The organism is Pseudomonas sp. GL93 (genome assembly GCF_003408955.1).
In the GTDB taxonomy this organism is placed as follows: Bacteria; Pseudomonadota; Gammaproteobacteria; order Pseudomonadales; family Pseudomonadaceae; genus Aquipseudomonas; species Aquipseudomonas paracarnis.
In genome coordinates this window covers 1-17,716 of the sequence record NZ_NKRF01000011.1, presented here as the reverse complement: position 1 = coordinate 17,716, position 17,716 = coordinate 1, and the positions used below count along the sequence as shown (strand labels likewise).

Here is a 17,716-nt window from a genome sequence, read left to right as displayed (position 1 = left end):
CCGATTTATCCTGCGCCTGCGGAAAACCTTGATGAAGCACAATAACGCGATTCTCGAAGCCTTTACCCGCAGCTCATTGCGCCTGAACAAAGGCTTGATGGTGTTGATGGGAATCGCGTTGCTGCTGATGCTGACCAATTACTGGTCGCTGCACCGAGGCGTCGAAGTGCGCTACAGCGCGATGCGCTTTCACTTTGCGCGACTGATGGAAAACCTCGCAGAACAGCAAACCTACCTCAAGAGCCTGACACACCCCGGCATCCAGGCCGAACTGCTGCGCGCCACCCACGTGCAGGTCAGCCTCAAAAGCCGCATGGTCGACAACCGCCGCACACTGTACGAAGGCCAGAAGTATTCGTTTTCGGTGCCATTCAGCGTCAAGTTCGATGAACAGCAGATCAGCACCGCCGCCAGGCCGCCGATTTTTGCCCTGGGTGCGCACTTGACCAGCTACTACAGCGCCTTCTGGTCCTCGTCGCCGTACGAGGCACCGCAAACCTTTGTGCTCAATCGCCAGACCAACTACACCATCACCATTCCGTCCGTGGGCTATCAGCACCGGGAAAACCCCGAGGATACCGACAACCCGGTGGCCCGGGTCAACGCCGTGCAGCAAATCCTTGCTCAGGCGCCGCAGCCACTGGAGCAGAATCGGGTGTATTGGCAGGCCGGCCCCGAACCCGAGCATTTGCTGGCCTACATCGGCCTGCCACTCGACGCCCAGGGCCAGGCCGTGATCGGCACCCTGCTCGACGTGTCGCAGGTCGACGATGTACAGCGCGCGCTGAATCACTCGGCGTTTGATCGCTTTACCCTGATAGGCCCTGACGGCAACCGGTTGATTGGGCCAACCACCCAGGCGCAGCTCAGCGATGGTGTGCATTTCACGGCCGACGGTTTTGAATTCAAGGTCACCGAGGCCGGCGACCAGCCCTGGAGCGCGGTCTATGGCCTGGACTACTCGCACTTCTTTCACTCCGCATTGTGGCCGTTGAGCACCATGGCGTTGCTGCTGTTCAGCCTGATTACACTGGGTTGGGCCGGCAGCCGATGGTATCGACGCCAGGTGATCACTCCGGCACAACTGGCCCACGAACGCATCGCCGAAAGCGTGGCGTTCAGCCGCGTGATCATCGACACCGCACCCACTGGGTTATGCGTGGTGCGACGCAGCGATGGCAAGGTATTGATCGAAAACCAGCGCGCCCAGCAATGGCCGGGCACCTTGCGCCTGGTGCAGGCCATGGCCGGTAAGCACGATGGCGCCGAGAGCGGTGAGACGCACTTGGAGATCGAGGGCCGGCACCTGCAGATCGGCTTTGTGTCGACCCGTTATCAGGCTCAAGACGTACGCCTGTATGCATTCAACGATATCACCCGGCACATCGAAGACGCCCAGGCCCTGGAAGAGGCACGTCATGCCGCCGATGCGGCCAGCGAGGCCAAGACGCTGTTCCTGGCAACCATGAGCCATGAGATCCGCACGCCGCTGTATGGCGTGCTCGGCACCCTCGAATTGCTCGGCCTGACCGACCTCGACCCGCACCAGAAAACCTACCTGCACACCATCCAGCGTTCGTCCGCCACACTGTTCCAACTGATCAGTGATGTGTTGGATGTCTCGAAGATCGAGTCCGGGCAAATGGCGATAGAAGCCGTGGATTTCTGTCCGCTGGACATGCTCGAAGATACCTTGCACACCTACGCCGCCTTCGCCCGGCGCAAAGGCTTGCAGCTTTACAGTTGCATCGACCCGCAGTTGCCGAACTGCCTGATGGGCGACCCGATGCGCATCCGCCAGGTCCTCAATAATCTGGTGAGCAACGCCATCAAGTTCACCGACTTTGGGTGCGTGGTGATTCGTGCCAGGGTGGTGGGCAGCGACGCCAATAATGTCGACCTGGAATGGCAAGTCACCGATTCCGGCGTGGGCATTGCCGAGGCGCAGCAGGCCAAGCTCTTCGATCTGTTCTACCAGGCACCGGACACCGCCAGCGAAGGCGGCACCGGGCTGGGCCTGCCGATCTGCCGATGGCTGGCGCAGATGATGGACGGCGAAATCCGCGTGGTCAGCGAGCCCGGACTGGGCAGCAGCTTTACCCTGAAAATGCGCTTGCCACTGTGTTGTGGCGCACTGACCAACCTGCCGCTGATCGAACCCAGCCCGACGCCGGTGTACGTGCAGGCACCGGTACGCGAACTGGCGCAGGCAATGAGTGACTGGCTCAACCGCTTGGGCATCACCGCCGCCCGGGCCGCGCCCCCCCAGGACAAAGACAGTCACCACGCGGTACTGGTAGATCTGTTACCTGGCGAGCCCCCCAAGCCATGGGCCGGCCAACGTGTGCTCTGCCTGCCCGGTGCGCACAGCCCGCCGCTGCACACGGCGCAAGGCTGGGTGGTGGATATGCACGACATACGCACCATCGCCGCCACCGTATCACTGGCGCAGCACGGCAGGCACGAGCAACCCACGGCGACCCGGCCACAAAGCGCCGGGCGGCTGGAGCTGCGCATCCTGGTGGCCGAGGACAACCCGGTCAACCAGGCGATCATCAAGGAGCAACTGGAGGCGCTCGGTTGCTCGGTGAGCCTGGCCGCCAACGGTGAACAGGCGTTGCAGTTATGGCAACCGGAGGCCTTCGACCTGGTGCTGACCGACGTGAATATGCCGTTGATGAATGGCTATGAACTGGCCAGGACCTTGCGTGAGCATGATCCACGGTTGCCGATTGTCGGCGTGACCGCCAATGCAATGCGCGAGGAAGGCGTACGTTGCCTGGCAGTGGGCATGAACGCCTGGATCGTCAAGCCCTTGAGCCTGCAGACCCTGCGCGACCAGTTGATCAAACTGTGCAAGATCAAGTCGCCGGTTGAGCCTGACGCCCAGGTATTCGACGACCGCGTGCAACTGTCGGACAAGATGCGCCCGCTGTTCATCAGCAGCGTGCAGCAGGATGTGCAGCGCATCGGCGTGGCCCTGGTCCAGCGTGATGCCCGCGGCCTCGGCCAATTGCTGCACTCGATCGCTGGGGCCCTGGGCGCAGTGCAGGCGCTCAGCCTGGCCCAGGCCTGCATCGAACTGGAAAGCGCACTTAACCGCGGCAGCCTCGACACAACGCTTGAGCTCAAGGTGAAGACTGTGATGCAGCGTCTGTCGGCCGTTCTGGAGACTCTCCAGCCCGGGCACTCTTCACTCACTTGAACTGGCACTACGGACGGCCCTTTATGAAAAAATTCAATGTGGTAATCGCGGACGATCACCCGATCGTGTTGCTTGGCGTTCGCGAACTGGTAGAGCGTGACATGCGTTTTCAAGTCATCGGCGAGGCCGTGTGTTCGGCCGGCCTGATCGAGCTGTTGCAGCGTCAAGGCGCTGACATCGTGATTACCGACTACAACATGCCGGGCGACTCGCCTTATGGCGATGGCCTGAAGCTGGTGGAGTACCTGAAACGACACTTCCCGCAGGTACAGATCCTGATCCTGACCATGATCTCCAACCACCTGATCCTCACCCGCCTGCAAGAGCTGGGCGTGGTCGGCATCATCCAGAAAAGCCAGTTGCATACCGAGATTCAACTGGCACTCAAGGCGATCGCCCAGGACAGCGACTATCGCAGCCTGGAGCCGCCAAAGACCTCGGTAATAGAGACCCTCACGGCAATTGACGAGCGCTTTACCAGTTTGTCGCCCAAAGAGTTCGAGATCCTGCGCCTGTTTATTTCCGGCATGAGCGTGAGTGACATTGCGCGCCGCCAGAACCGAAGTTCAAAGACCATCAGCGCACAAAAGATATCGGCCATGCGCAAACTTGAAGTCAGCAGCGACCAGGATCTACTTGCTTATTGCCTGGAACGTAACATTTTCAACTAACGCATCACTTGCAAGCCATTCCTGGACAATGGCTTTGCCCTTTATTTTCAAGCCTTTAACCGCTGCAACAGCACAAATAACCTGCCCACCCCAGCGCTTATAAGAATCGTCTTATTCGCTCCCGCCGCCTCGTCGCCTACTCTTTGCTCGCAGTTCAACAACAGCAAACTTTTCAACTAACACTTACGGACATCATCATGAAGAAGTTTTCCCTGGCTGTGATCGCCTCGGCCATTATCGCCGCTTCCGGCAGTGCATTTGCCGTGGATCCTGCTCCTACGCCAACCCTGGGCGGCAGCGGCAAAATCACCTTCACCGGCGTGATCAACAACGACGCGTGCTCGGTGGACGGCGCCAACTCCGACCGCACCATTTCGGTGGACATGGGCAACGTTTCGATCAAGGACATGGGCACCGCGGAAAACCCAACCGCAGGTCGTGTGACCGCCAAAGACTTCAACCTGAACGTCAACTGCAACCAGGGCACCAAGGTCGCCATGATCTTTGACGCCAACAACGGCGGTTCGGGCCTGGTCACCCGCAAAAAAGTACTGGCCCTGAACCCGGGTTCGGCCACTGCACAAAACGTCGGTATTGCCCTGCTCGACAGCAAGGGCGGTCTGATTGACCTCAGCTCGCCAAGCACCGCACGTATTGAAAGCACCATGCACGGTGCTGGCACTGAAGGCGGCGACGCCACCCTGAGCTTCGCGGCCGCCTACGTCACTACCGCAGCGGCTGGTTCGTCGACCGCCGGTCGCGGTGACGCCACCCTGCCGTTCATCCTGCAATACGAATAATTCGGCGCCCCGGGCACCGAACGCGCGAGGCCTTCCGGCCTCGCCATTGTCTTCTGATTACACCGGATAACCGTCATGCCGCCTCGTTCTATCGCCGCATGTCTGGGGCTGCTGGGCTTGCTCATGGCTACCCAGGCCGCCGCCAGCATTTCATTGAATGCCACCCGTATCGTGTTTGACGGTGACCACAAGGAAGCCAACATTACCGTGCGTAACGGTAACCAGGATGTATTGATTCAATCCTGGGTCGACATGAACGACGCCAGCGCCAGCCGCGCGCCGTTTGCCGTCACCCCGCCACTGGCACGGGTATTCGCCAAGGAACAACAACTGCTGCGCCTTCTGTATGAAGGCACCGGCATGCCCACGGACCGCGAGTCGGTGGTGTGGCTCAATGTGCAGGAAATCCCCAAGGCCAGCGAGGCCGAGAACACCTTGCAGTTGGCCATCCGCCAACGCATCAAGATTTTCTACCGCCCTGCCGGTCTTACCGGCAGCGCGCTGCAAGCCCCTGCGCAGCTTGAATGGACGCTGGCCAAACACGGCAGCCAAACCCTGTTGCAGGTGAAAAACCCGACGCTGTACCACGTGTCCATGGCCGACATCAAAGTACAGGCGGTATTGGCCAGCGACTCCACCATGATCGCGCCCGGCGAGCAAAAACAGTTTGCGCTCAGTGCTCCAGTTGCCAGTGGGCCGGTGCAGTTGTCGTTTTCCAGCATCAATGACTACGGCGCGCAGAATCACTACAGCGCGCCGCTGACCAGCGGCACTGCGCTACCGGCGCATGCGACTGAATCGCGCCTCAACCCCTAAGCACTTTCGCTAACCCACAAGCTCACTTCGCGTGCGTGTTTGCGTGCCCGGCTGTCCGTCAATCAGGGATGTCATAGGTCTTCGCATGTCTTTTCTTTCCAGCAACAGGCCCGCACGTGGCGTACTGAAGTTGAAGACGCTGTCGCTGGCGATTACTGCCAGCTTGCCCAGCCTGGCCATGGCCGATGACGCTGCGCAAACCTTCAACACCACCTTCCTTCAAGGCTCGCAGTCGCCGGTGGACCTGCAGCAATTGCTCTCGGCCAACAGCGTGCTGCCGGGCAATTACCGCGTCGATTTGTACAGCAACGAAGTGCTGGTGGGCCGGCGTGATATCGACTTCAAGCGCAACCCTAAAAACGGCCGCGTCGAAGCCTGCCTGACCCTCGACCTGCTCAAGCAACTGGGTATCGACCTGCACCGATTGCAGGCCGAGGGCAAACTTGACCCGCAGCAGCCGCAGGACTGCTACGCCCTTGCCGACATGATCGAAGACGCCAGCGTGCGCTACGACAGCAGCCGTCTGCGCCTGCTCGCGAGTATTCCGCAGGTAGCGATGCAGCGCGGCCTGCGCGGGTATGTCGACCCACAGTTGTGGGACGACGGTGTGTCCGCCGCCTTCATCAACTACCAGCTCAACAGCAGCCGCACCGCCGGCGACTACAAGACCCGCATCGCCAATAACCTGGGCCTGCGCAACGGCATCAACCTGGGGGCCTGGCGCCTGCGCAACGAGTCGAACCTGAGCGGCGGCACCGATCGCTCGAACACCTTTACCAGCAACCGCACTTACTTGCAGCATGACGTCACCGCGATCAAGGGCCAGTTCAGCGCCGGTGAGATTTTCTCCGACACCGACCTGTTCGACAGCGTGCGCTATCGCGGGGTCAAGCTCGCCTCGGATGATGGCATGCGCGCCGACAGCGAGCGCGGCTATGCACCCGTAATCCGTGGAGTGGCGCAGACCAACGCGACGGTGGAAATCCGCCAGAACGACTACATCCTCTATACCGCCAACGTCGCGCCGGGGCCATTCGAGATCAACGATATCTACCCCAGCGGCTCCAACGGTGACCTGCAAATCACCGTGATCGAAGCCGACGGCACGCGGCGGGTGACGATGCAGGCGTTCTCCAGCCTGCCGATCATGGTGCGCGAAGGCCAGGTGAAATACAGCGTCTCGGCGGGCACGTTCAAAAACAATGCCGATGGCCTGGCAAGCCCGCGCTTTCTCAGCGGGACGCTGGCTTATGGCTTGACCAGCAACCTCAGTGGGATTGTCGGTGTGCAAGCCAGTGAGGACTACAGCGCACTGTCGATCGGCGCCGGCAGGAACACTGCCTTCGGTGCGTTCTCCCTGGATACCACCCACTCGTCCAGCAAGGCCCAGGGGCGTACGTTCCAGGGCAGCAGCGTACGCGCCTTGTACGCCAAGACCTTTGCCGGCACCGATACCAACTTCACCCTGGCCGCCTACCGTTACTCTACCGAGGGCTATCGCACCCTCACCGACCATGTGGAAGACAGCAGCGAAGACCTGCGCGTACGCACCGGCCACTCGAAAACCCGCACCGACCTGACCATCAACCAGAGCCTCGGGCGCAACAGCGAATTTGGCAGCCTGTATGTGAACGCCAGCGACCAACGCTACTGGAATCGCGGCGGTTCCCAGAGCTTTTCCGCGGGCTACACCGGCAACTGGGGCGATCTGAGCTACAACCTTGGCGTGACGCGCACCAAGCAGATCGTCACCTGGGGCGAGCCGAGCAGCGACACGCAGGTGAACCTGTCGGTGTCTTTCCCGCTGGGCAGTCAGGCCCGCGCGCCACGGGCGTTTGTCACCACCAGCCACCAACGCGGTGACACCACCACCCAAGCGGGCATCAATGGCTACGTGGCCGACACCAGCGACACTTTCTATTCGGTGCAGGCCGGCCACAGTGACACCAGCGGCGACTCAGGCTCGGTGAACATCAACAGTCGTACCGCCGTGGCGGATGTCAGCCTCGGCTACAGCCAGGGCCAGGGCTACAACTCACAGAACTTCAACCTCGCAGGCTCGGTGGTGGCTCATGCGGGTGGCGTCAACCTGGGGCAGACGGTCAGCGAGACCTTCGCCCTCGCCGAAGTACCAGGCGTCGCTGGAGCCAAGATCAGCAGCTACAGCGGGGTGGAAACCGGCTACAACGGCTATGCGGTGGTGCCCACTGCGCAACCCTACCGGGTCAACTGGATCAGCCTGGACACTCGCGATCTGGGTGGCGACGTGGAAATCACCAACGCCACCCAGCAACTGGTGCCGCGCCGTGGCGCCATCGTGGTGGCGCATTACAGTGGCACTACCGGACGGCGGGTGTTGTTTGAGTTGTTTGATGCACAGCATCAACCGCTGTCGTTTGGTGCCTCACTGGAAGACGCCAATGGCAAGCAGTTGGCGATTGCAGATCCCAATGGTAATGCCCTGGCGCTGGTGGAAGAGGATCAGGGCACGCTGATCATCAAGTGGGGTGAGCAGCATTGTCGTGCCGCCTATACATTGCCACCGCAGAACAAGGCGCTGAACTACGAGCGCCAGGCACTGGTGTGTACGCCTTGATTGTGCGGGGGAATGCGCTACTGTGCCGACCACGCACCCATCCTCCGCGAGATTTGCCCATGCGTAACCTGTTCCTTGCCAGTGCCTGCCTGCTGACCACCGCCCTGGCAGGCTGCCAGCAAACACCCCCGGCCAACGACCAACTCGACGCCGTGCTCTGGACCCAGACGTCCATCGAACACGAGCTGATCTACCGCCAGCTCTTCGCCAACGCTACCCGCCAACTCGATGTAGCGCTGGCCGACCCCAACTGGGACGCACTGCCTTTGCCTGCGCGCAAGCTGACCGGTCTGCCGCCGGCGGTGATCGTGGATATCGACGAGACCCTGTTGGACAACGTGCCGCTCAACGCTCGCGACATCATCAACAATCAGGTCTATTCCTACGATCGCTGGAATACCTGGGTCGAGCAGGCCAAGGCTCAGGCGCTGCCGGGTTCCGTGGCGTTCCTGCAAGCGGCCAGACAAAAAGGTGTCAAGGTGTACTACCTCACCAACCGCGAGCACAGCCAGGTCGCGGCCACCGCCAAAAACCTGCGTTTGCGCGGCTTTCCGATTGAGAGCGACGCACAGATCCTGGCGGCCAGCACCCCCACCGGCCACTGCGAAAGCGCAGGCTATGGCAAGAATTGCCGTCGCCAGTGGGTCGCCAGCCAAGCCCGCGTGTTGTTGATGGCCGGTGACTCGCTGGGAGATTTCGTGCAAGCCGAACACAACACCCTGGATGCACAACGCAAGGCCGTCGAACCCTATGTGAATTGGCTAGGCCAGCGTTGGTTCCTGCTGCCCAACCCGAGCTACGGCAACTGGTATAGCGCGCCGTATGGGGATGATGAGAGCTTGCCGTTTGCGCAGAAACGCAGGCTCAAGCAGAGCGCACTGCTCATGCAAGAGTAGCCTTGGTAGAATAAGAACGTTTTTGAGTGACTGCTCACGAGCAGCGCACCAGCAAGGACACTTTTACTTGACAGGAAGTCCACCAAAATGACCATCAAAATTATCGGTCTGCTTATACTTTCGTTTATGGCATTCGCTTTTCTCAGCGGAGTGGCGATCGTCCAATTACGCAAAAAATATGGTGATGATCTAAGAGTCACCTTCTATCTATTTTCCCTAACGATGGTCATTACCCTCGCGTTAGCGACGTACGCATTCATAACGGGCGCAATCAGCAATGGAACATTCCAAGGGCCGATTGGATCATTCCTCAGTCGCCTATTGACTGTAATGCTTGACCTTGAAAAGGACTTGATGATCTTGCTGGTGATCGTGGGCATCATCTTAATACCCCAAGTGCTGAACTACATAATTTGTGGATTCATAGGCTGCGCGTCTCCGGTGATTTTTATTGAAGGTAGCCTGACATTTCTGATATGGGGCGTCATCAAAGCTTTTTCCGTGTCCGCGGCCATATTTGCTTCGCTATTCATTCTTTATGCATGCAGTGTCCTTAAAACCAACGGACATGAAATGCTCGGAACGCTGTACATGGCGTCAATGTCGCTGTCCTTTTCACTTACCACACTTATGCTTTATAGGGACTCGCAAGGCGCGGTTGACGCACTTCAGACGAAATGTCCAAAACTCATGAACAAACTCGCCAGCCTGCATGCATTGGCTGCCCGACATGAGCAAAGCTCTGCTTCAAATAAGAAAATCAATCTTGCGGAGCAGAGCAAGCCATTTACAGAGCATTTGTCATCCAAAGAGCCGAGTGATGACACACATGCGCAGACCTCATCGAGCCCTCAAAAAGCACAGTCTTAAGGATCAAAGGTTCCTGGCCGCAATCGCCTCCACCTCCACCCACGCCCCCGGCAACGGCAACGCCACTACTTGCAACGCGGTGCGCGCCGGTTTGTTCGGCTGTTCGGGCGTGCCAAAGAACTGGGTATAGCCGCGCTGCAACCCGGCAAAATCCAGCTTGCCACCGGTCTCTTCAGCGCCGACCAGAAACACCCGTAACTGCACGATGTCGCCCAGGTCCAGGTCGTGTTGGCGCAGGATCTGGCGCAGTTTGTTGAACACTGAAACGCTCTGCACTTCGGTGTCGCCATATACACCAGGCACCTTCGGGTCAGCGGGGTCCGGTAGCGTGCCGCTGACAAACACCAGGCTGGCCGAGGCCGGCACGGTGACGGTTTGCGAGATGGGAAATTCGCCGACGCTGGTGCGTTGGATGCTGTCACTCATGGTGAGGCTCCTCAGGATGCGGCCAACGCCGCGAGTTGGTGTTGTTGGGTGATGCGCTCGGCCAGTTGCGCGACCACATGGCGCGCCGAGTTGGCTGCCGATTCCTGCCAGATCCCCACGCCGCTCTGCACCAGGCCGTCGCCGGCGAAGTACACCCGGCCATGGGGCTGTTCAAGCAAGGCGTGGGCCTGGGCGGGGAAGTGTTCGCGTTGCAACCACGGGCCTTCGCTGTAGGGGATCTGCTCCCAGGAGACCGCCAGTGGATTACGCAAATGCCTGGAATAACCTGGATGCAACAGCTCCACGGCTTGCCGGGAAGCGGCGTACTGCTGATCGAGGGGCTGACCGCCAAACACGTCGGCGCCCTCGCCGGTCACGTAACCGGCCACCAGCACACCTTCGCGGGTGTTGAGGTCGTTGCTGGGGTACCACAGCAGGCGCGTCGGGTGCTCGATCCACGACAAGCCGCCGTAGGTGCGGTAGTCGGTCTCCCAAAAGCGCGGGGATTGCCACGCCACCTTGGTCGCCTGGTCGCTGCGGGTGCTGAGCAGGGCCGCCTTGACCGGCGCGCTGAAGTCCGTATCGAGCTTGGCCAGCAGGGGCAGTGGCAAGGTGGAGACCAGAAAGTCGCCACGCACCACCTGTTCACGGCCACTGTGCTGGTCGTGGTAGGTCACCGCCACGCCGTCCTCCAACTGGCGGATCTGCCGCACCTGGGCGCCCAGTTGCACCTGCTCCTGCACGCGTCGGTAGAAGGCCTCGGTGATGCGGTCCATGCCGCCCACCGGCTGGAACATGGTGGCCGAAAATTCCGGGAACTCGGTGTGCAGCAAAGCCCCCCAGAGTTCCGGGTGCAGCAACCGCTCTAACGTCAACGGGCTGCGGCGAGCAGGCAAGGCACCAGGGTGAGCGGCGGATTCGAGGTGCCCCGAACGCAGGGTGCCCTCAAACGCCAACGCCTGGGACAGATCGCCATAGACCTGCAAAAAAGCCAGCAGGCGCGTGCGCTCTTCGCCACTCAGCACATCGTCAAGGGCATCGCGTTGCACCGCCTTGGCCAACAAGCCGGATAAATGCCCGCGTGTATCGTTGAGCGCCTGGCCGACGCTGAACGCTGCCTGGCTCAAGTCCGGTCGCACCTGGGCACCATGACTGCTGTTGACCAGCACTTCCAGGGGCACGCCCAGTTCACTGCAATAGTCGAGGATTGTGCGGTGCTGGCTGGGGATGCGCGCCGGCCCGGCGTTGAAATACTGGCCTGGGTCAAACCCCACCGTCTGCGAGCGACCGTCCTTATAGTCCACGCGGTCGCCGTTACGCAGGGTCCAGGTGCGGCCACCCACGCGCTCGCGGGCCTCCAGCACCTGCACACTGAAACCGGCGCGCGTCAACTCCAGCGCAGTGACCAGGCCGGCAATCCCGGCGCCCAGCACCAGTACGCGGGTGCCTTGCCCCAGACCATCCTTGAGTTTCAGCGGTTGCGGCCGACGGTGTGACGATGGGCCCAGGCCCAACACTGCCAGTGCGTCCTTGACCGCTTTCTCACCGCCCACCGCCGCGATACTCGACAGCGCTTCACGTCGTGTCAGTCCCATGTCTGTGCCTCCTTAATCCGGCAGCCCAGGCGGGTTGATCAGCGACTGGTCGACCCGTTCCACATCCAGGCCCCAACGTTGCAGCACCTGTGCGTATTGCCCCCCGGCAATCGCACCTTGCAGGGCGGTGTGAATCGGTTTGACCAGGCCGTTGTCCTTGCGCGTGGTCACCGCGATATCCGCCTGCAACGGCCAACCACCGTTGACGGTGCCGACGCGCTTGATGCCGCCGGTGATCGCCGCCGAATAGGCGTACACCGAGTTCGGTCCGAACAGTGCGTCACTGCGCCCCGACTGCACCGCCAGTTGTGCGGCGGCCTGGTCGTCGAAGTACTGCAACAACGCAGGTTTGAGGCCGGCTTTCTCATTGGCCTCGTTCCAGGCCAGCAGGACTTTTTCCTGGTTGGTGCCGGAGCCGACGATGATCTTCAGCCCGGCAATGTCCGCCGCCTGCTTGATCTCACTGATCTTGCTGGTGCTCTTGACGTAAAACCCGAGCACATCCTGGCGGTAGGTGGCGAAGTCGAAACGCTTTTTGCGCGCCTCGGTCACGGTGACGTTGCTGATCACCGCGTCGTATTTGCCCGAGCTGACGCCCAGGGGCCAGTCTTCCCAACTGGTCTGCACCACATTGAGTTGCAGGCCAAGGCTGTCGGCCACCAGTTGGGCGGTGTCGGCCTCGCTGCCGATGGTGGTCTTGTCGTCACTGGCCAGCAGCGCCAGCGGTGGCCCGGCTACGCCTGACACGGCGACGGTGAACTTGCCCGGCTGGGCGAACTTGAAGCCGGGCGGGATCTGCGCAATGGCCGCTTCATTGCGTGGCGCATGGATGCGCGGGCGGTCGGGGCTGAGGTCGACCTGTTGCACGGCAAATGCGCTGTGGGCAGTGGCGCCAGCAAGCGCCAACAGGACGACACGGGCAGTGGTGATAAACATGGGCAGTCACTCCTTGAACTAAAGCACTTTGCCGAGAAAGGCCTGGGTGCGGGGATGTCGGGGTTGGCGCAAGATCTGTTCGGGCGGGCCTTCTTCGATCAGTTGGCCGTCGCAGAGGAACACCACGTGGTCGGCCACTTCGCGGGCAAAGCCGATCTCATGGGTGACGATCACCAGGGTCACGCCCAGTTGGGTCAGGCCCTTGATCACGTCCAGCACCTCGCCCACCAGTTCCGGGTCGAGGGCCGAGGTGGGCTCGTCGAACAGCAGCACTTTGGGGTCGAGCGCCAAGGCCCGGGCGATGGCGACGCGTTGCTGTTGGCCGCCGGAGAGCTGACGCGGGTAGGCGTCGGCCTTGTCCGCCAGGCCGACCTTGGCGAGTAATTCATCGGCCTTGTCACGGGCCTGCACCCGGCGCCAGCGCTTGTGCGCCAGGGGCGCTTCGGCGATGTTTTCCCAGGCGGTGAGGTGGGGGAACAGGTTGAAGTTCTGGAACACAAAGCCCACGTCGATACGGCGCTTGAGAATCTCGCGTTCGGTGAGTTCAAAAAGCAGGTCGCCTTTGCGCCGATATCCGACGTATTCACCGTCGATGGTGATATGCCCGCTGTCGATCTTCTCCAAGTGGTTGATGGTGCGCAGCAAGGTGGACTTGCCCGAGCCGGACGGCCCGAGGATCACCGTGACCTTCCCAGGGTCAATGCTCAGGTCGATATGATCGAGTACCTGCTGGTTGCCAAAGCGCTTGCCCACGCCCTGGATCTGAATGCGCCCGGCGCGTGCTTCAGGCATGGGCCTTCTCCTTGAACCAGCGGCGCACGCGCTGCAACGGCGTGGGTGGCAGTACCCGCGCGGTGCCCCGGGCGAAGTGGCGCTCGACGTAGTACTGGGCGCTGGTGAGCACGGTGGTGATGATCAGGTACCAGACCGTGGCGACGATCAGCAACGGGATCACCGCCTGGGTGCGGTTGTAGATGACCTGCACGGTGTAGAACAGCTCGGGCAAGGCCAGTACGTAGACAATCGAGGTGCCCTTGACCAGGCCGATGATTTCGTTGAACCCCGACGGCAAGATCGAGCGCAGCGCTTGGGGCAGGATGATCCGGAAGATGCGTCGAGAGGCCGGCAGCCCCAAGGCCGCCGCCGCCTCATGCTGGCCGGCATCCACGCCAATCAGCCCACCGCGAATGATCTCCGCCGCGTAGGCCGCCTGCATCAGGCTCAAGCCCAGGACGGCCACGGTAAATTGGCTGAGCACATCCACCGTCGACCACTCGGCGAACACCAGGTCGGTGAACGGCACGCCTAGCACGATGTGGTCGTACAGGTAGGCAAAGTTGTAGAGGATGATCAGCACCAGCAGTGCCGGCATCGACCGGAAAAACCAGATATAGCCCCAGGCCAACGCCGCCAGCAACGGCGAACCCGACAGCCGCGCCAGGGCCAGCGCGGTACCCAGCAGGATGCTGAACACTGTGCTCAGCAGCGTCAGCAGCAACGTCTGGCCCAACCCGCGCAGCACCGAGGGCGAAAAGAACCACTGGCCGAACACCCCCCATTCCCAGCGCGGGTTGGTGGCCAGGGAGTGCACGATGGCGAGTAATACCAGCGCGGCGAAAATCGACCCGGCCCAGCGCCAGGGGTGCCGGGCCGGCACCACCCGCAACGCCTTGATCGGCGTGGCGGCACGGCGCTGGCGCAGCGGTTGGGCGCTGACTTCATCCAGCAGGTCATAGGGTTTGGCGACAATGGGCATGTTCTTTTCCTCGCAGGCCTCAGAAGGCGTAAGTCAGCCGGGTGTAGTAATACCCGCCGGTAAAACCGTAGGGCGAATAAGTGCCGTAGCTGGCAACCATGGTGCTGCTCGGCACCCCTTGTTTCTTGGGATAGAGGTCGAACAGGTTCTTGGCGCCGATGGCGATGTTCAGGTCTTTGGTGAGGCTGTAGCCAAGGTCGAGGTCGGTAATCCAGCGGGCGTTGTAGACCCGGTCCAGGTCACGATTGGCCGATGAGTTCACTTCCTTGTACGAGCCGTAGCGGGTCAGGGCCAGGTTGAGGTTGAAGCGTTCGATACTCCAGTCGCCGCCCAGGATCAGCTTGGTGTTGGGTTGCACACCGGTGATCAGGTTGCGCGCCTGGCGGTCCATCAGGTCGTAGGACGTGCCGAGAATGTGGGTGGATGCTTTGTAGTTGAGGATTTGGGTCTGGTTCCAGTTGAACGCGGCGGTCCACTTCAGCGCGCCGAACGCGCCCAGGTCCTGGTTGTAGCTGCTGACCAAATCCAGACCCTTGGTGCGAGTGTCAGCGCCGTTGATAAAGTACTGGCCGCCGGAGGTGGAGTTAATGCCGTTGTTCTGCAGCACCTGGGTGACTTCCGGGCCCAGCAAGGTGCCGGTGAGGGTAATGCGGTCACGCAGGTTGATCACGTAGGCGTCGGCGGTGAAGCTCAGGCGGTCTGTGGGTGTGAGCGTAAAACCTAGGCTGAAGTTGGTGGAGCGCTCGGGCCTCAACGCCTGCGCGCCTAGCGCCTGGGCCGCCGCCGAACCCACGGGGAGCACGCCATAGTTGATCGACTGATACACCCCATCGACGACGCCATAGGTGGTGGAGCGCGCACTGAACAGACTGTTGGCCAGGGACGGCGCACGAAAGCCATTGCTCACCGTGGCGCGCACCGCGAACTGCGGGGTGAAGTCGTAGCGGGTGGTCAGCTTGCCGCTGCGGGTGGCGCCTACGCCCTCGTTGTAATGCTCATAACGCACCGCCGTGCCGACGTACCAGTCCGGCAGGGGGTTGAAACCCACATCCACATAACCGGCCAGGCTGTTGCGTGACGCGCTGCTTTCTTCGTCCGGTGAAATACCGTTGGTGACCTGTGCCCCGGACGATGCGCAGTTACCCGGCGCCACGCAGTAACCGCCATTGGCATAGGACGCGTAATCGCCGGCTTGCACCTCGTACGTGTCGCGCCGATGCTCGAAGCCGTAGGACAGGTCCAAGGGCTTTTGCAGACCGATGTCGAAGCCACGCTTGAAGTCCAGGTTGGTGGTCAGCTCGGTGGAAATCCAGGTGCCGGAGGTGAAGCTGTTCGGGGTGACTTCGCCCAGGGAAGGGTTCTGGTTGTGGGTGGTGCCCTGCTCCGCTTCGTTGCGCCCATAGGTGGTAGACAAGTCCCAGTCCCACTCGCCCACAGTGCCCTTGCCACCGAACGCCGCCTGGAAGTCGTCCTCGTCGATGTACCAGGTCGGGGTGTACCCGGCCGGGTAACCGTTGGGCCCGGTGGTGATGGTGTTGGTGATGGTCGGCAGGCGGAAGTTCTGCCCCTGCTCGGCCTTGCGTCGCGAGTAGGTGGTAAAGGAGTAGAGGCTGAGGCTGTCGTCGATCGGCAACTCGGCGTTGTAGCCCAGGGTCAGCAGGTTGGTCTTGGGCGTGCCGTAGCCGCCATAGGTGGACTTGCCCGCCAGGCCATAGGCTTGCTCATAGGTGTAGCCGTTGGCGCTGGCCTTGTTGTCATCGTTCTGGCTGCGCGCATCCAGGGCCAGTTGCACGATGCCGCCGTTGCCGATTTCGAAGCCCTTGTTGAGGCTTTGCTGCACGGTCTGTTTCTTGCCGTCGTAGCCAAGGCCCGCGTGGGTCACCGAAGTGCCGCGGGTGTCGGCCTTGAGGATTACGTTGATCACCCCGGCGATGGCGTCGGACCCGTATTGGGCAGCCGCACCATCGCGCAGTACTTCGACATGGTCGATGGCGCTGATGGGGATCAGGTCCAGGTCAGCTGGCGCCGCGCCGGTATTGATGCCGTTGATATTCAAGGTGGCACTGGTGTGGCGGCGCTTGCCGTTGACCAGCACCAATACTTCGGCGGCGCTCAAGCCCCGCAGGTTCGGTGCCCGGGCAATGCCGCTGGCGTCCCAACCGGTTTTTTCCGGCAGGGTCAGCGAAGGGATCACCGCGCTCAACGCTTCCATCAACCCGGGCTTGCCGGTGTTTTGCAATTGCTGGGCGCTGACCACGTCAATCGGCACCGGGCTGCTGGTGACCGTGCGCTGCTCGGCGCCACGGTTGCCGGTCACGACGACCGTCGACAAGGTGCTGTCATCCTGGGCCTGGGCTGCTGCGGCGAACAGCGACAGGGTCAGGGCAGCAGTAGGTTGCAGAATTTGCTTCATATCCATTCCCAGCTTTTTCCAAATCGCAAAGTCGGGCAGACACGCGCCTGGCGCGGTGTGGCCGGTAATCAAAGGGGCGATGCGGCTTGGGCTAGGTGTGGGGCAAGCGAGGGGGTTGAAGTGGCAACATACGTTGAGCTCCCGTCCAACGATTCTGCTGCGGCGGGATGATTACCCGGTCAGGCGCGCAGAATCTGAATCACGCTGGGTACCATCCGAGGTCAGGGGTAGGCTGTTGGGATCAAACATAACGGAATGGATTTTAAAAATATAATGCTATTTGGGCATAAGCTAATATTCTGTACTTTCATTATTTATAAAAATAATTATTCATAAAAATGATTTTTAATCTGCGCGCGCAGCACGCTCAAAATGTGGGAAGGGGCGTGCTACCGATGACTGTGGGCCAGTCAAAATGCATTTACTGACACGCCCCCATCGCAACGGTAGCTACCGACGGTAACCACGATGCGAAGCGAGCCGCTCTTGATCTGGCTCTTGATCTGCTCTTGATCTTAGGCGCCCCGTCAAACCACGCTGGCCGGAATTCGACAGGGATTTGGGGGGTAAACCGGCAGGGATGCCGGTTTAGCCGCCCCGCGCCATGGATGGCGCGTGGCGGCGGCCCCCCAAATCACTGGCGGATTACGGGTACACCGAGCCCAAGCGAGGTGCCGAGTGGTGGGGCAAGAGCCCTTTGGTTACTTTGGGGCTCTTTTCCAAAGTGACCCGCTGT

At 61.1% G+C, this 17,716-nt stretch carries 13 protein-coding genes; 7 read left to right on the top strand and 6 right to left on the bottom strand.

The genetic code is table 11. The annotated features are described in order from the left end of the window. Window positions 1-31: 31 nt before the first annotated feature. The 7 genes from CER19_RS02895 to CER19_RS02865 all read left to right on the top strand — a co-directional run bounded on the left by CER19_RS02895 (window position 32) and on the right by CER19_RS02865 (window position 9,854). Window positions 32-3,205 carry a hybrid sensor histidine kinase/response regulator gene (locus tag CER19_RS02895; RefSeq protein ID WP_116665331.1) on the top strand — a complete coding sequence of 1,058 codons (3,174 nt, stop codon included), beginning with the start codon at window positions 32-34 and terminating at the stop codon, window positions 3,203-3,205. 23 nt (window positions 3,206-3,228) lie between these two features. Beyond that, a complete protein-coding gene (locus CER19_RS02890) occupies window positions 3,229-3,876 on the top strand; it encodes a response regulator (RefSeq protein WP_116665330.1) in 648 nt (215 codons plus the stop codon). Between the two features lie 197 nt (window positions 3,877-4,073). Then, entirely contained in the window at window positions 4,074-4,676 is a 603-nt protein-coding gene (locus CER19_RS02885) for a fimbrial protein (RefSeq protein ID WP_116665329.1), read from the top strand. Window positions 4,677-4,751: 75 nt separating this feature from the next. After that, window positions 4,752-5,492, top strand: coding sequence for a molecular chaperone (locus CER19_RS02880; protein ID WP_116665328.1), 741 nt, complete (start codon window positions 4,752-4,754; stop codon window positions 5,490-5,492). 85 nt (window positions 5,493-5,577) lie between these two features. Further along, a complete protein-coding gene (locus tag CER19_RS02875; protein WP_116665327.1) occupies window positions 5,578-8,088 on the top strand; it encodes a fimbria/pilus outer membrane usher protein in 2,511 nt (836 codons plus the stop codon). A gap of 59 nt (window positions 8,089-8,147) precedes the next feature. Beyond that, a complete protein-coding gene (locus CER19_RS02870) occupies window positions 8,148-8,984 on the top strand; it encodes a 5'-nucleotidase, lipoprotein e(P4) family (protein ID WP_116665326.1) in 837 nt (278 codons plus the stop codon). Between the two features lie 87 nt (window positions 8,985-9,071). Next, entirely contained in the window at window positions 9,072-9,854 is a 783-nt protein-coding gene (locus tag CER19_RS02865; RefSeq protein WP_116665325.1) for a hypothetical protein, read from the top strand. A gap of 3 nt (window positions 9,855-9,857) precedes the next feature. Here the strand turns inward: CER19_RS02865 and CER19_RS02860 are convergent, their stop codons facing one another. Genes CER19_RS02860 through CER19_RS02835 form a run of 6 tightly spaced genes read right to left on the bottom strand, consistent with a single transcriptional unit; the run spans window position 9,858 to window position 16,980 of the window. Then, on the bottom strand, window positions 9,858-10,280 hold the full coding sequence (locus CER19_RS02860; protein ID WP_116665324.1) for a RidA family protein: 423 nt from the start codon (window positions 10,278-10,280) through the stop codon (window positions 9,858-9,860). A gap of 11 nt (window positions 10,281-10,291) precedes the next feature. Next, entirely contained in the window at window positions 10,292-11,875 is a 1,584-nt protein-coding gene (locus CER19_RS02855; RefSeq protein ID WP_116665323.1) for an FAD-dependent oxidoreductase, read from the bottom strand. Between the two features lie 12 nt (window positions 11,876-11,887). After that, on the bottom strand, window positions 11,888-12,811 hold the full coding sequence (locus CER19_RS02850) for an ABC transporter substrate-binding protein (protein WP_116665322.1): 924 nt from the start codon (window positions 12,809-12,811) through the stop codon (window positions 11,888-11,890). Window positions 12,812-12,829: 18 nt separating this feature from the next. After that, complete coding sequence (locus tag CER19_RS02845) at window positions 12,830-13,603, bottom strand: amino acid ABC transporter ATP-binding protein (RefSeq protein WP_116665321.1); 774 nt, start codon at window positions 13,601-13,603, stop codon at window positions 12,830-12,832. Next, on the bottom strand, window positions 13,596-14,567 hold the full coding sequence (locus CER19_RS02840; RefSeq protein ID WP_054898355.1) for an amino acid ABC transporter permease: 972 nt from the start codon (window positions 14,565-14,567) through the stop codon (window positions 13,596-13,598). The genes CER19_RS02845 and CER19_RS02840 overlap by 8 nt, the downstream gene beginning before the upstream one ends. Before the next feature lie 19 nt (window positions 14,568-14,586). Beyond that, window positions 14,587-16,980, bottom strand: a complete 2,394-nt coding sequence (locus tag CER19_RS02835) for a TonB-dependent siderophore receptor (protein WP_116665368.1) — start codon at window positions 16,978-16,980, stop codon at window positions 14,587-14,589. Window positions 16,981-17,716: the final 736 nt, after the last annotated feature.

Coding starts and splice junctions, on each gene's coding strand:
- CER19_RS02895 (WP_116665331.1), top strand. CDS start 32: ATGAAGCACAATAACGCGATTCTCGAAGCCTTTACCCGCAGCTCATTG.
- CER19_RS02890 (WP_116665330.1), top strand. CDS start 3,229: ATGAAAAAATTCAATGTGGTAATCGCGGACGATCACCCGATCGTGTTG.
- CER19_RS02885 (WP_116665329.1), top strand. CDS start 4,074: ATGAAGAAGTTTTCCCTGGCTGTGATCGCCTCGGCCATTATCGCCGCT.
- CER19_RS02880 (WP_116665328.1), top strand. CDS start 4,752: ATGCCGCCTCGTTCTATCGCCGCATGTCTGGGGCTGCTGGGCTTGCTC.
- CER19_RS02875 (WP_116665327.1), top strand. CDS start 5,578: ATGTCTTTTCTTTCCAGCAACAGGCCCGCACGTGGCGTACTGAAGTTG.
- CER19_RS02870 (WP_116665326.1), top strand. CDS start 8,148: ATGCGTAACCTGTTCCTTGCCAGTGCCTGCCTGCTGACCACCGCCCTG.
- CER19_RS02865 (WP_116665325.1), top strand. CDS start 9,072: ATGACCATCAAAATTATCGGTCTGCTTATACTTTCGTTTATGGCATTC.
- CER19_RS02860 (WP_116665324.1), bottom strand. CDS start 10,280: ATGAGTGACAGCATCCAACGCACCAGCGTCGGCGAATTTCCCATCTCG.
- CER19_RS02855 (WP_116665323.1), bottom strand. CDS start 11,875: ATGGGACTGACACGACGTGAAGCGCTGTCGAGTATCGCGGCGGTGGGC.
- CER19_RS02850 (WP_116665322.1), bottom strand. CDS start 12,811: ATGTTTATCACCACTGCCCGTGTCGTCCTGTTGGCGCTTGCTGGCGCC.
- CER19_RS02845 (WP_116665321.1), bottom strand. CDS start 13,603: ATGCCTGAAGCACGCGCCGGGCGCATTCAGATCCAGGGCGTGGGCAAG.
- CER19_RS02840 (WP_054898355.1), bottom strand. CDS start 14,567: ATGCCCATTGTCGCCAAACCCTATGACCTGCTGGATGAAGTCAGCGCC.
- CER19_RS02835 (WP_116665368.1), bottom strand. CDS start 16,980: ATGAAGCAAATTCTGCAACCTACTGCTGCCCTGACCCTGTCGCTGTTC.